Annotated in this window: 8 protein-coding genes and 1 riboswitch; of the genes, 2 read left to right on the forward strand and 6 right to left on the reverse strand. The window is 71.7% G+C overall.

Translation table 11 applies throughout. The annotated features are described in order from the left end of the window. Positions 1–8 precede the first annotated feature (8 nt). From H7H31_RS00860 to scoE, 6 genes are read right to left on the reverse strand one after another with little or no spacing between them, the layout of a single operon-like run. Positions 9–224, reverse strand: coding sequence for a ferredoxin (locus H7H31_RS00860; protein ID WP_176165621.1), 216 nt, complete (start codon positions 222–224; stop codon positions 9–11). Continuing rightward, positions 224–1,486, reverse strand: coding sequence for a cytochrome P450 (locus H7H31_RS00865; protein WP_187065133.1), 1,263 nt, complete (start codon positions 1,484–1,486; stop codon positions 224–226). The genes H7H31_RS00860 and H7H31_RS00865 overlap by 1 nt, the downstream gene beginning before the upstream one ends. Before the next feature lie 10 nt (positions 1,487–1,496). Further along, complete coding sequence (locus H7H31_RS00870; RefSeq protein ID WP_222625616.1) at positions 1,497–3,050, reverse strand: long-chain-fatty-acid--CoA ligase; 1,554 nt, start codon at positions 3,048–3,050, stop codon at positions 1,497–1,499. Further along, positions 3,050–9,424: a type I polyketide synthase gene (locus tag H7H31_RS00875; RefSeq protein ID WP_187065135.1), complete on the reverse strand. Its 6,375-nt coding sequence runs from the start codon at positions 9,422–9,424 to the stop codon at positions 3,050–3,052. The genes H7H31_RS00870 and H7H31_RS00875 overlap by 1 nt, the downstream gene beginning before the upstream one ends. 39 nt (positions 9,425–9,463) lie before the next feature. Beyond that, positions 9,464–10,027: an FcoT family thioesterase gene (locus tag H7H31_RS00880; RefSeq protein WP_232109622.1), complete on the reverse strand. Its 564-nt coding sequence runs from the start codon at positions 10,025–10,027 to the stop codon at positions 9,464–9,466. A gap of 9 nt (positions 10,028–10,036) precedes the next feature. After that, positions 10,037–10,942 carry a (3R)-3-[(carboxymethyl)amino]fatty acid oxygenase/decarboxylase gene (gene scoE / locus H7H31_RS00885; RefSeq protein ID WP_372455035.1) on the reverse strand — a complete coding sequence of 302 codons (906 nt, stop codon included), beginning with the start codon at positions 10,940–10,942 and terminating at the stop codon, positions 10,037–10,039. A gap of 602 nt (positions 10,943–11,544) precedes the next feature. Here scoE and H7H31_RS00890 point away from each other — a divergent pair. Next, positions 11,545–12,570, forward strand: a complete 1,026-nt coding sequence (locus H7H31_RS00890) for an SAM-dependent methyltransferase (RefSeq protein WP_187065136.1) — start codon at positions 11,545–11,547, stop codon at positions 12,568–12,570. A gap of 456 nt (positions 12,571–13,026) precedes the next feature. Further along, positions 13,027–13,178: riboswitch (cyclic di-AMP (ydaO/yuaA leader) on the forward strand. A gap of 4 nt (positions 13,179–13,182) precedes the next feature. Continuing rightward, positions 13,183–13,656, forward strand: coding sequence for a C40 family peptidase (locus tag H7H31_RS00895; RefSeq protein ID WP_187065137.1), 474 nt, complete (start codon positions 13,183–13,185; stop codon positions 13,654–13,656). Positions 13,657–13,774 lie beyond the last annotated feature (118 nt).

The following is a 13,774-nucleotide window of genomic DNA, read 5'->3' on the forward strand; positions in this document are numbered from 1 at the left end:
CACGGTCGTCATCCCTCCGTCGGGTCGTCCGCGTCCTCGACCGAGATCACCCGTGCCGGGCAGTTACGGACGGCGTCCTGCACCGCCTCGTACTGCCCCTCGTCCGGCACCTCGTGCAACACGACGACGACGCCGTCGTCCTCCCGCTGGTCGAACACGGCGGGCGCCAGGTAGGCGCACATGCCCGACGCCACGCACGCGTCCTCGTCGACTCGGACCTTCATCAGCGCTGTCCCCTCTCCCGCGGCAGGATCTCGTCCCAGGTCACCGGGACGGCCGCGGGGCCGATCACCGGCGTGTTCTCCTTGAACGGCACCTCTTCCACGGCGCTGGCCAGCCGCAGGGACGGGATGCGGCGGGTGAGCTTCTCCAGCACCACCGACAACTCCAGGCGGGCGGTCTGCTGCCCGAAGCACTGGTGCGTGCCGTAGCCGAAGCCGAGGTGGCCGCTCATGCGGCGCCCCACGTCGATCGTGTCGGGGTCATCGAACTCCGCGGGGTCCCGGTCGGCGGCCTGGATGGCCACCACCACGTAGTCGCCCGCGCGCACCGGCGTGCCCCCGATCTCGGTGTCCCGCGTGACCTGGCGCGCGATGCCGGCCGCGCCCCCGAAGCAGCGGACGATCTCCTCCACCGCGCTGGGGATGAGCGACGGGTCGGCCCGCAACCGGGCGTACTGCTCGCGGTAGGCGAGGAGCGCGAACATGCCGTGGGCCAGGGCGGTCGCGGTGGTGTCGAACCCCGCCACCAGCATCACCGCGCACATCGACACCAACTCCGCCTCGGTGAAGGGTTCGTTGGCCTGTTCGCTGCGGGCGATGATCCGGCTGACCCCGTCGTCCTGCGGGTCCTCGCGGCGCGAGCGCACCAGTTGGTAGAGGTAGGCGTGCAGTGGTCGCATCGCCGCGGCCATCTCCGGCTCCGACGTGACGTCGCTGAAGACCGCGGCTGCCGCGTGGTGGAACAGGTGTCGATCGGCGTACGGCACGCCGACCACGCCGCTGATCGCCGCGGTCGTGACCGGGACCGTGAAGTCGCCGTAGAAGTCGGCCTTCGGGCCCCCCGCGGCCAACGCGTCGATCCGCTCGTCGACGATGGCCTCCACCCGCGGGCGCAGCTCCGCCAGCCGCTTGGGGGTGCCGACCTCGGGGCCGATGTGGCGGCGGAAGCGCTGGTACTCGGCCCCGTCCATGCGGGTGAACTCGCCCGGGCGCACGGGGCGAGCCGGGTCGGCGTGTCCCATCATGTGCGGCACCTGCCCGGTGCGGCTGCTGAACCGCTCCGCGTCCCCGAGCACCTCGCGCACGTCCGCGTAGCGGCTGACCAGCCAGGCGCGCATGCCGGTGGGGCACCTGACCTGGACGACGGGCGACTCCACGCGCAGCCGGGCGAAGTCGGGCGAGGGCCCGAAGGGGCACTCGCTGGGCCGGGGTAGCGGCAGGTCCATCAGGTCCTGCGGGTCGACGACGTCGGTACGTTGCTCCATGGGTCTCTCCCTAGGCCCTCGCGCGCAGCGCGCGCCGCAGGACCTTGCCACCGGCGTTGCGGGGCAACTCGTCGACGAACTCGTAACTGGTGGGCGTCTTGTAGTCGGCCAGCCGCCCCTTGAGGAACAGCAGCAGTTCCCGGGGGCTGGGCCGCTCCCCCTGGCGCGGCACCACGCAGGCGTGCACCGCCTCGCCCCGCACCTGGTGCGGCACGCTGGTCACGGCGACATCGGCGACCCCGGGGTGTTTGCTCAGGGCGTTCTCGACCTCGGCCGGGTACACGTTCTCGCCGGCGACCAGGATCACGTCCTTGATCCGGTCGCAGACGTACACGTAGCCGTCCGCGTCGACGTAGCCCGCGTCGCCGGTGTAGAGCCACCCGTCGTGCAGGGTGTGCCGGCTCTCCTCGGGGCGCTGCCAGTAGCCCTCCATCACGGCCGGGGTGTCGATGCGCAGCTCGCCGATCTCGCCGGGCCCGAGGACGGCCCCGTCCGGGCCCACGGCCTGCACCGCGACGCCCGGGTAGGGGCGGCCCGCGGCGCCGAGCCGCGGGCTGCCCGGGTAGTGGTCGGCCGGCGGCAGGCACACGGCCGAGGCGCAGGTCTCGGTGAGCCCGTAGATCTGCGCGAACTCGCAGCCCATGACCTCGATGCAGCGCGCGAGCACCGACTCGGGGATGGGCGAGCCGCCGTAGACGACCTTGCGCAGCCCGGCGAAGTCGGCCGGCTCCACGTCCGGCTCGGCGAGCAGGATCTGCAGCATCGAGGGCACCATCAGCGCGGTGGTGAGCCCGCCGTCGCGGATCAGCTCCATGGTCCGCTTGGCGTCGAAGCCGGGCACGAGCACGTTGGTGCAGCCGGCTCGGTAGCCGTGCAGGAACCACCAGGGCCCGCCGATGTGGTGGCCCGGCAGCAGGCTCAGGCTGCGGTCGTCCTCGCGCCAGTCGAGCCAGTCGAGTTCGTGGCGGGCCAGCAGGTCGCTGATCGCCCAGAAGCTGGCCTGGCTGAGCACGACGCCCTTGGGCGCGCCCGTGGTGCCGCTGGTGTACATCTGGGCCAGCGGGTGTCGCGGGCCGGCCGAGGTGTCCGGTTGGGTGTCGAGGTGCGCGGCCGTCCAGGCCAGGAACCCGTCGCCCGCCTCGCCCTCCTCCAGCGGGACCACCAGGCGCAGCCGGTCGAGGCCGGAGCGGATGCTGTCGATGGCCGGCAGGTGCCGCTCCTCGGTGAACAGCAGCTCGGCCTGGGAGTCCCGCAGCACGTGCTCGATCTCGCCCGCGGTCAGCCGCGGATCGGCGGGTACGAGGACGACGCCGGTCTTCGCGCAGGCCAGCAGCAGGTCGTACAGGTGCTCGCCGTCGTGGCCGAGGTAGCCGATCCGGGTGCCCTGGACGGCGCCGGCCGTGAGCAGCGCGTGTGCGGTGCGGTTGCTGCGCAGGTGCAGCTCCCGGTAGGTGACCGTGCGTCCCTCGCAGGCGATGGCGGGGTGGTCGGGCCTGGTCTCGGCGTGTCGGGCCGAGGCCGCGGCGATGGTCCGTGGGCGCTCGGCGGTGGCGGCTGCGCTCATCACCGTTCTCCTTCCGTGGCCGCGGTGAGCTGGCCGTCGATGAACTCGCCGAGCAGCGACACCGAGGGGTGGTCGAAGACGCTGGAGGCGGAGAGGGGCAGCCGGAAGCACAGCTCCAGCGCGTTCTTGAGCTCCACGGCCGCCAGCGAGTCGAGGCCGACCTCGAAGAACCGGGCGTCGGGTGGCACGTCGTCGGCGCCGTCGAAGTGCAGCAGGTCGGCGATGACGCCGCGCACCACGAGAGACACCCCCTGGCGCCGCTCCGACCTGGAGAGTTGGAGCAGCGCGTCGAGGTCGACGCTGACCGCGTTCTGCTTGGCGCGGCCGACCTGGTGGTAGAGGGCGTTGGGCAGTGGCCTGGTGGCCACGCACTGGTCCCAGTCGACCTCGGCGATGGTCACCTGGGCCGGCGGCCGGTCGAGCAGCCGGATCAGCGAGCGCATGCCGACGGTGGGCTTGAAGAAGCCGAAGCCCTGGTGTTCGACGTTGGCGATGTGCTGTTCGTCCATGGTGGCGGCGAGCCCGATCTCGCCCCAGGCGCCCCAGTTGACGCTCATGCCCACCTGGCCCGCCGCGCGGCGCCGCCACATCAGCGTGTCCAGGTAGGCGTTGCCCGCCGCGTAGTTGGCCTGCCCGCGCGAGCCGAGCACGGAGGTCAGCGACGAGTAGCCGATGAAGAACCGCAGCTCGGGGTGTGAGGCCGCCTCCTGGTGCAGCAGGTGGGTGCCGTAGACCTTGGCGCCGAAGACCGTGTCGATGCTCTCCCAGGTCTGCGCGGTCACCGGCGCGTCGGCCAGCACCCCGGCGGCGTGCACGATGCCGCCGAGCGGCTGGGGCCTCTCGCGCAGGGCCGCGCTGACCCGTCGTACGTCGTCGGCGACGCTCACGTCGGCGGCGTAGGCGATGACCTCGACGTCGGGGCCGAGCCGCCGCTGGAACTGGGCGAGTTCGGCCTCGGCGGGCGTGCGGCGTCCCATCAGGGCGATGTGGCGCGCGCCGAGGCCGACGAGCTTCTCCGCCGCGAGCAGCCCCAGGGAGCCGAAGCCCCCGGTGATCAGGTAGGTGTGCTCGGGGCCGACCTCGGCCGGTGGGGCTTCGGGCAGTTGCTCGTCCTCGAAGGCGAGGACGGCCTTGCCGGTGAGGGCGCCGCGACTGACGGCGCCCAGCGCCTCGTCGATCTCGTCGAGGGTGTAGACGGTGGTGGGCAGCGGCGCGAACTCCCCGCTGGCCACGAGTTCGGCCAGGGTGCCCAGCGCCTGGCTGGCCAGGTGGGCGGTGCGCTCGGCCGAGACGTCGGTGTAGTCGGTGTACGTCACGTCGGGCCTGGCCCGGGCGACCTCGTCCGCGCTGAGCAGACCGACCTTGCCCAGCTCCACGAAGTGGCCGCCGGGCGCCAGGGCCCGCAGGCCCGCCTGGGCGAAGTCCTTGTCCAGGTTGTTGATCAGCAGGTGTACGCCCTCGCCGCCGGTGGCGCTGAGGACCTGGTCGGCGAAGTCGTGGCTGCGCGAGTTCATCACGTGCCGTACGCCCTGCTCGCGCAGGAGCGGCCACTTGTGCGGGCTCGCGGTGGCGTAGACCTCGGCCCCGGCGAGTCGCGCGAGCCGCACCGCGGCCTGTCCGACGCCGCCGGCCGCGGCGTGGATGAGGACGCGGTCGCCCTTCCTGACGCCGGCCAGGCGGTGCAGCACGTGGTGGGCGACGAGGAAGGCGGTGGGCAGCGCGGCCGCCTGGGCGTGGGTGAGGCCGGCGGGCTTGCGGGTGGCCTGTGCCGACTCGACGGTCACCTGGCGCCGCAGGCTGCCGAGGTGGGCCACCATGACCTCGTCGCCGACCTCGAAGGTGGCCTCGGGCCCGGCCGCGACGACCTCGCCGGCGCACTCCTGGCCGAGCGGCAGCTCCAGCGGCCCGGTGCCGGCCTCCTCGGCGAAGACCCGGTGCAGCCCGAGCACGTTGAACACGTCCTTCAGCGAGAGTCCGGCCGCGCGCACCCGGACCCTGATCTCGCTGCCCCGCGGCTGCGGCTCCTCCTGGAGCGGGGCGGTGACGACGCCGGAGAACTGGCCGTACTCCTTGACGACCAGCTCGACGTCGTCGCTGGCCGGGCCGCCGACGCCGGTGTAGACGCGGCGCACGTGGCGCAGCCCGGAGCGGTAGGCCACCTGGTACTCGGTGGAGTCCTTGGCGGCCCACTCGTCCAGCAGCGCCGCGTAGCCCCCGGCGGAGCGCGGTGGCAGGTCGATGAGGGTGACGCGCTGGGCGGGGTACTCGGTCCACATGACGTGGCCGAAGCCCCAGAGCGTGGCCGACGCCCAGGTCTCCTGCTCCTGCCCCGGCTCCGGCCGGTCCCCCGGCACCCACTGGCCGCCCTCGGTGACCAGCCACAGCCGCTGGTCGCGGCCGAACCCGACCTCTTCCAGGGCGTCCCGCAGGGCGAGCAGGTCGCGGTAGTTGCGCTCGCACTCGGAGCGCAGCGACTCGTCCGGTTCCCTGCGCGGCTGCCAGAACCAGCACACGTCGGTGGGGTGTCCCGCGCGCAGGGGCGCCCCGGCCTCGGCGGCGCTGGGCACGACCGTGAGGGTGACGCCCTTCTCCTTGGCGGGCTCGGCCAGCTCGGCGACGCCGTCCGGGCCCGGGCCGATGAGCAGGGCGTGCCGGGGCTCGGGATCCGCCGCGCGCAGCGAGCGCTTGACCCAGCGCACCTCGGAGTACATGCGGTCGCGGTCCGCCGTGGCGCCCGCGACCTGGCGCAGGGTCAGCCGCTCCATGACGAAGACGGGGCGGTCGCCCTCCAGGACGAGCAGGTCGAGCACGGGCCCGGGCGGCTGCTCGGGCGCCGCGTCCCCGTCCGCCGCGGCGGCCGTCGCCGCTGTCGCTTCGGGGTCCGGTGTCACCAGGCGCAGCACGCTGCGCAGCGTGGTCCCGCGTGGCTTCTTCAGCAGTCGGCAGCTCCTGATCCCGACCGGCATGGCGACCACGTCGCTGTCACCGCGCAGGGCGGCCAGCGTCTGGAAGGCGCAGTCGAGGATGGCGGGCGGCAGGTACTCGGGGCCGGCCTCGTCCTGTCCGCGCAGTTCGCCGATGGCCAGGTCGGGGCCGTGGGCGGTGGCCTGGGTGAGGCCCTGGAACAGGGGCCCGTAGTCGACGCCGATCTCGGCGAAGTCGGCGTACAGCTCGTCGGCGGTGAGCCGCGTGTGGGGCTCGCCGTCCTGCCGGGCCAGCTCGCGCAGGTGCTGTTCGGTGCCGGCGAGGGTGGGGGTGGGCTCGGCGCCGAGGACGGCGGTGACGTGGCGGCGCTCGATGGCCTCGGTGTTCGGCTCCTCGCCGGGCAGCAGGCTGACGATCTCGACGTCGGCCGTGCCGTCGGGGCGCGGGGTCCACCGGGTCCGCAGCTCGACGCTGCCCTCGTCCGCGATGAGCAGCGCCTCGTGCAGGCTGACGCCGGTGATGGGCAGGTCGCTCTCGCCGAGCACGGCGTCCTGGAGGACGATCAGCATCTCGACGTAGCCGGCACCGGGGAAGACGATCTTCCCCATCACCTTGTGGTCGGCGAGGTAGGCGGGCCGGTCGCCGCTGACGCGCGAGGTGAACTCGCGTACGCCCGCGGCGCGTTGCTCGGCTGTGGAGCTCTCCCTGCCGAGCAGCGGGTGACCGCCCGGGCCGCCGCCCGCCTGGGGCAGCGCGGCGGGGGCGGGCAGCCAGTGGCGGCGCCGGTCGAAGGCGTAGGTGGGCAGGGTGATCCGGCGGCGCTCGCGCCCTCGGTGGTGTTCGGCCCAGGCCACGGGCGCGCCGGCGGTGTAGAGCTGGGCGAGCGCCTGGCGGGTGACGGTGGCGTCGGCGTCCTCGGCGTGCAGGCTGTTGAGCCAGGTGTGGCCGGCCGCGTCGTCGAGGCACTGCTTGCCCATGCCGATCAGCTCGGTGGCCGGGCCGCATTCGAGGAAGACGTGCCGGCCGCGTTCGGCGATGGCCCGCATGCCGTCGGCGAACCTGACGCCCTCGCGCAGGTGGCGGGCCCAGTAGTCGGGCGTGGAGATCTCCGCGGGGTTGGCCACCGTGCCGGTCAGGTTGGAGATCAGCGTGAACTCGGGCTCGTGAAAGTCCAGTTGGGACACGACCTCGCGCAGTTCGCGGGCTGCGTCGGCCATCAGGGGCGAGTGCGAGGCGCAGGAGACGGCGAGTCGGCGGTTCTTGATGCCCCGCTCGGTGAGCTGACGCTCCACGAAGGCCAGCGACTCCGTGTCGCCGGACAGGACGAGTTGGCGGGTTCCGTTGACGGCGGCGATCGACAACTCGGGCTGGCCTTCGAGGAGGCCGGAGACCTCGGCGACGGATGCCTCGACGGCGGCCATGGCGCCCGGCGGCGAGGCGTCCATCAGGCGGGCCCTGGCGGCCATCAGGGTGACGGCGTCCTCCAGGGTGAACAGGCCGGCGACGGTGGCCGCGACGATCTCGCCGATGCTGTGTCCGGCGAGTACGGCGGGCCGAACCCCCCACGACAGCCACAGGTTGGCCACCGCGTACTCCAGCGCGAACAGGGCCGGCTGCATGTAGCTGATCTGGTGGATCAGCTCCGCGTCCTCGGTCTCACCGAGGATCATGGCGCGGATCGAGCGGCCCAGGTGCGGGGCGAACAGTCGGTCGCACGCGTCCAGGTGGTCGCGGAAGACGGCGAAGCGTTCGTAGAGCGGCCGTCCCATGCCCACGTACTGCGTGCCGCCTCCGGAGAAGAGGAACGCCACCTGGGCCGCGCCGGCCGCGGGGCCGCTCTGGCCGGCCTTGGCCAGGGCGCGGTCGAGCAGCCGGGCGACGTCGTCGTGGTCGCGTACGACGCCGGCCACCCGCAGCGGGAAGTGCGCGCGGGCGACGTTGCTGGTATAGCACAGGTCGCCGATGTCGGTCTCGGGCTGGTTGCGCAGCATCCGCTGGTAGCGCTGGATCTGGCCGGTCAGCGCGGGCGCGGACTTGGCGGACAGGGTCAGGATGTGGCCGCCGCCGTCGTCCTCGGCGACCTCGGGCTCCACCGGCTCGGGGGCCTCTTCGAGGACGACGGAGGCGATGGTGCCGGTGAGTCCGAAGGAGTTGACCAGGGCCCGCTTGGTCTCGGCCGTCCACGGGTGGGCCTTGGTGGCGACGGAGACGGGCGCGCGCTCCCAGGGGATACGGGTGGAGGGCGTGGTGAAGTTGAGGTGCGGGAAGATGGTGGATTCGCGCATCTGGAGCGCGGTCTTGACGAGTCCCCCGATGCCCGCCGCCGATTCCATGTGCCCGATGTTGGTCTTCAGCGAACCGATGGCGACCGGGTTGCTGGGGCTGTGCGACTCGCTGAAGACCGAGGTGATCGCGCCGATCTCGATCGGGTCGCCGAGCGGGGTGCCGGTGCCGTGGGCCTCGATGTACGAGATGTCGTGCGGGCGCACCCCGGCCGCCTTCAGGGCCCTGCGCATCAGCCCCTCCTGCGCGGTGCCGTTGGGCACCATCAGGGAGCTGCTCTCGCCGTCGGAGCCGACGGCGGAGCCTCGGACCAGGGCGTAGATCCGGTCGCCGGCGCGCTGCGCGTCGGAGAGCCGTTTGAGGACGAGCGCGCCGCCGCCCTCGCTGCGGCAGTAGCCGTTGGCCGACTCGTCGAAGGTCTTGCAGCGGCCGTCGGGGGCGAGCATGTTCGACTGGCTGGCCAGGATGTAGGGGCGCGGGTTCACAATGGCGTTGACGCCGACGCACAGCGCCACGTCGGCCTCGTCCTCGCGCAGCCCCTGGGCCGCGAGGTGCACCGCGACCAGCGAGGCCGAGCAGGCGGTGTCGATGGTCATGCAGGGCCCGCGCCAGCCGAGGAAGTACGACAGCCGGCCGGAGACGGCGCTGAGCGCCGCGCCGGTGGGCATGTAGCTGTTGAGTTCCTCGTGCGCGTACGCGCCCATCTCGCCCGCGTAGTCCGTGTTGCTGACGGCGACGTACACCCCACCCCGGCCGTGGCGCAGCGGGCTGGGGTCGATGCCGGCGTCCTCCAGCGCCTCCCAGGCGGTCTCCAGGGTGAGCCGCTGCTGGGGGTCGATGTAGTCGGCTTCCTTGGGCGAGACGTTGTAGAACTTCGCGTCGAACTGGTCGATGCGGTCCAGGAATCCGCCGCGCTCGCAGCGGATGACGCCCTTGGCCTCCGGGTCGTCGGAGGTGAGGCCCTCCGGGTCCCACCGGTCGGTGGGCAGTTCGCGCAGTCCGGACTGGCCGGTGCGCAGGAATTCGGCGAATTCGTCCGGCGCGTTGCTGCCGCCGGGGATGCGGAGTCCGATGCCGACGATGGCGATGGGTTCGGGTGCGGTGCCGGGCGCCGCGGGGCCGGAATTCGTGGTGCGGTCCCGCGTTTCGGTGTCGTGAGGTGACATGGCTCCTGCTCTGAGGTTCACACAGTCCGTGCCGGGCATTCACGCGGCCCGAGTTCGCGTCATCCGCACGGCGAGCCGCACGCCGCCGTGACAGGCGGGCATCTCTTCTTCGCCGTAGCGGCACAGCGTGCTGACGAGGGCGATCGAGCCGTCTTCACCGTCACGTTCGTCCATTCCGACGACATCGATCTCGCCCCAGAAAGCGCGCCCTCGCATGGCGCGCCGAAAGGTGCTACGGAAGTCGACGATGAGGATGTCGGGAAGCTGCCTGGCCCAGAACTCGTCGAGCGTCCAGGTGCTGAACGGCCACATGGCGCGCTCTTTCACGGACTTCGCCAGCAGGTAGTAGACGAGCTGGTTGAAGCACAGGTTGAACTCGACCGAGTTGAAATGGCCGGTGTCGTCGATATAGCACGACTCGGGAATGCCGAACTCCCCGCGCGCGCTGACCCGTCCACCGTCGCGGGGCTCGCCCTGGCGCGTGACGGTGGCGCTCCTGAGGTATCGGCAGTGGGGTTTGTACGGGGTGAGGACCCGCTCCAGGAGTTGCCCGTCGCTGCCGTACTCGGCGGACCGTGGCGCGGCGGGGGTGATGAGATCCACTGCGTCCCCTCAGCGGCCGTCGGCCGTCTGCCGGGCGCCGATGCCGGCGTAGAACTCGTACGCGTCGTGCACGGTGACCCGGTGCGAGACGGTGGGCTCGGGCTTGACCGTGTGACGGGCGCAGTGCACGAGGCTGCGGTTGTCCCAGACGAGGAGGTCGCCCTTGTCGAAGGTCTGTAGGTGGATGTTCTCGTGCTGGAAGGTCGGGTCGGACTGGCCGACGGCGGCGAGCAGTTCCCGCAGCAGGCCGTCGGGCAGCGGCGTGCCGTCGGCCTGCAGGAGTTCGTAGGTGAACGCCTCGCTGATGTACAGCAGCGGCTCGCCGGTGACCGGGTGCGGGAAGACCGTGGGGTGGGTGACCGCCGGGGTCTGCTCCTCGATCTCGGCGAGAACCTCGGTGATCGGTCGGTACACGTCGTCAGGGCGGATCTTGAAGTACCGCCGGACGCTGTTGCGACTGCGCGTTCCCGCGATGGCGTTCTTCATCTCCCGGGGCAGCTTCTGGTACGCCTTGCCCATGTCGATGAAGTAGGTGCCGCGGTTCTCCCGGGGCACCACCTGGGGGTAGATGAGCGTCAGCCCGAACGGCCGGGCCATGAACGAGTAGTCGTGGTGCCAGAACTTGCCCGTCTGCGGCACGCCGATTTGCTGGCCCGATTCCCGCACATTCGAGGAGACGAAGATTTCCTTGTGCTCCGGGTGGTGGTACATGGGCTGGTAGTAGGTTTCGACTTCGCCCAGTCGGCGCCCGAAGGTGACGAATTCGGCGGGCGAGAGGTTCTGTTCCTTCAGGACCACGATCTTGTGCCGGTAGACCTTTTCCTTGAGTGCGACGAGATCCTCGTCAGGAGCGTTCAGCACGTCGAGTTCCAGAGCCACGCCCATGGCGGCGTCCGTGTGTGGTGCGGTGGTCATATTCTCCCCCAGCGGCGAGCCGGTTGGTTTAACAATGCACTGGCTCTACCCACCGTTCAGCAGTGGGCTTAGGGCAACCTTGTAGCTCGCTGAAACGGAGGGGTGATCTCACCAACACGCGTTCGGAGGGCACGTGAGCGGATGACGCGCTTTGCCTTGGGCCGTCTGGGCCGTGACCCGGTCGGCCCACTCGGGTGCGACCGGACTATATGTCACCCGTACGAGTGGACCAGGGGTTCAGCGGCACGACGCCGCCCCCATGCCTTGTGCAGGCCAATCACCTCGGAGTTCGGTGCGCCGGGGCGCGCCGGAGCGAAAGGGCGGGCGCGCGGTGGGCCGTGCGATCGTCGGATTCCCTGATACACCTGTCCCCTGCGCCGGATCGGCGCGCGACGTGTGGACGTGTAGGGCGTTGGGCAGTCAGTTCCCCAGCGCACGCCCCGCCGCCGTCCTCTTCACCTGCGATAGCCGCCCGATCCGCGTGCCACCCGCCACTGCGCCACCGGACACCGGGGCGCGGGTGTCCCCCGGCCCGTTCCGCGCCGGCCCAGTGCCGCTCGCGCGTACGCCGCCCACCACCCAGCACAGATGAGGAACCCCCTGTGAAATTCCGAACGTTCACCAAGCTGGTGCGCAGCAATCACCTCTCACTGGCCCTGCGGATGCCACGCGAGCTGGCTGGTCCCGTGTACCGCGCCTCGTTCCTGGCCGCGGCTGCCAGCAGCGGCGTGCTGCGCCATCTCGCGCGGCAGCCGCTCGACGCGCCCGCGCTCGCCGACGAGCTCGGCATGCACGGCGAGGAGCAACTGCTCGGCGCCTGGCTCGACATGGGGGAGCGGATCGGGGAACTCGGCTCGCGCGACGGGCGCTACCGGCTGCGCGGGCGCCTGGCCAAGTCGCTGGCGCGCCCGGAGGCGGACGCCTACGTGGCGCTGCTCGAACAGCTCATGCGCTTCCACGCCCCGCTGCTCCTGGACGCCCCCGGCATGCTGCGCGAGGGGCGCCGGGTGTCGATCGCCGACCAGGACGGCGCGCTCATCGCCCGCTCGTCCCGCGTGCTCGAACCCGCCGTGCAGGGCGTGGTGGAGCAGCAGGTCGACCGGACCGCGCCGGTCCGGCTCCTGGAGGTGGGCTGTGGCAGCGGCACCTACGTACGGCACGCCGCCTCGCTCAACCCGCGGCTGACAGCCGTGGCGATCGACCTGCAGGACGAGGTGGTGGCGCAGGCGCAGGCGAACCTGGACAAGTGGAACCTGTCCGACCGGGTGGAGGTCGTCCGCGGCGACCTGCGGACGTACTCCACGGAGCAGAAGTTCGACCTGGTCACGCTGCACAACAACATCTACTACTTCCCCCACGGCGAGCGGACCAAGGTGCTGGAGCGGGCGCGCTCGTTCCTGGCGCCCGGGGGCAGGTTGCTGCTGACGACGAGTTGCCAGAGCGGCAGCCCGGGCATCGAGATGCTGAACCTGTGGTGCGTGTACACCGACTTCGCCGGCCCGCTGCCGCGCCCGGCCGAGTTGTCGGAGCAGATGCGGGACGCCGGCTTCACGCAGGTGCGCTCCCGCCGCCTGGTGCCCGGCGAGGAGTTCCGGGTCTTCACCGGCACCAGCCCCTTCGACGACTAGTCCCACGCGACGGGCCGGGAGCGGCCGGCGGTGGCGCAGGCGCACGGTCGTCGCCACCGCCGGCCGCTCTCGCCGCGTCGTCGACGCCGCTCGGCGCCGGGGCGCCGACGGCCGGCCACGCGCGCGGCTTGACGTCCCATCACGGCGCGTCGCCGCGCACGCCGCGCACCCCGGGGTGGTGGGCGGCTGCCTGGCCCACAGGTCGGTCACCTCATGGAATGCTCGCGTCCGGTTATGCGTTTCCGCAGTTCGGAGCGGGTTTGCGCGACTCGTATGGGGGATGAGACCGGCCACGGTTCTCGGTCACCAACGAAGGTGAAGAACTTCACATACGGCCCTTTCGGCTGCGAATTCGGGCTGTGGATGGCGCAGTATCCCTATCCGACACCACCAAGCCCCCGTCACCACGGCGGGGCGGTCCGGGCGGACGCCGAGTCCTGCCGCCGCACGGGCCCAGCGAGAGGAACACGAATCGGCAGGAGCGGGAGACCCAGGCATGACGGGCCACGAAGTCGGTGGCCCTTGGGGTGAAGCCACGCGAGTGGCCGGGCAACTTCGCCAGTCCGAACCCGACAGGTCATCTTTCGCAGGCGGATGACGAAGGGCTTTCGTATGTCCGCGCAGCCACGCATACCCTCGCTCGCCACGCGCATCGGCACCGCATCGGCCCTCACCGCCACGGTGCTGGCCGGCTCCTCGTTCGTCCCCGCCCTGACGACCGACGCCCAGGCGGCGACGGCCTCCGGCAAGGCGCTCAAGGTCGCCGCCGGCAAGAAGGGCGCACCCTACAAGTACGGGGCGGTCGGCCCGAACCGGTTCGACTGCTCGGGGCTCACGCTCTACTCGTATCGGAAGGCGGGCAAGAAGCTGCCACGTACGGCGGCGGCCCAGTACAACAAGACCCGCCACCTGTCCAAGAGCTCGCGCAAGGCGGGCGACCTGGTCTTCTTCCACTCCGGGCGGAACGTCTACCACGTGGGCATCTACGCCGGGAAGAACAAGATCTGGCACGCGCCCAAGCCCGGCAAGTCGGTGCGGCTGGAGAAGATCTGGACCAACAAGGTCTGGTACGGCCGCGTCCGCTGACCGTGACGGGTGGGCCGGGGCGCCGGGTGGGCGATGCCGCGCCCCGGCCCGGCCCGGCCCACGGGCCTGGGACGAGAGGGGTGGGGGCAAGGGCCGCCCTACGGGCCGGTTCCGGGTC

It is taken from the genome of Streptomyces buecherae (assembly GCF_014295035.1).
GTDB lineage: Bacteria > Actinomycetota > Actinomycetes > Streptomycetales > Streptomycetaceae > Streptomyces > Streptomyces youssoufiensis.

What these genes read in the sequence shown, in the direction of transcription:
- H7H31_RS00860 (WP_176165621.1), bottom strand. Translation starts at nt 224, where the DNA reads ATGAAGGTCCGAGTCGACGAGGACGCGTGCGTGGCGTCGGGCATGTGC.
- H7H31_RS00865 (WP_187065133.1), bottom strand. Translation starts at nt 1,486, where the DNA reads ATGGAGCAACGTACCGACGTCGTCGACCCGCAGGACCTGATGGACCTG.
- H7H31_RS00870 (WP_222625616.1), bottom strand. Translation starts at nt 3,050, where the DNA reads ATGAGCGCAGCCGCCACCGCCGAGCGCCCACGGACCATCGCCGCGGCC.
- H7H31_RS00875 (WP_187065135.1), bottom strand. Translation starts at nt 9,424, where the DNA reads ATGTCACCTCACGACACCGAAACGCGGGACCGCACCACGAATTCCGGC.
- scoE (WP_372455035.1), bottom strand. Translation starts at nt 10,942, where the DNA reads ATGACCACCGCACCACACACGGACGCCGCCATGGGCGTGGCTCTGGAA.
- H7H31_RS00895 (WP_187065137.1), top strand. Translation starts at nt 13,183, where the DNA reads ATGTCCGCGCAGCCACGCATACCCTCGCTCGCCACGCGCATCGGCACC.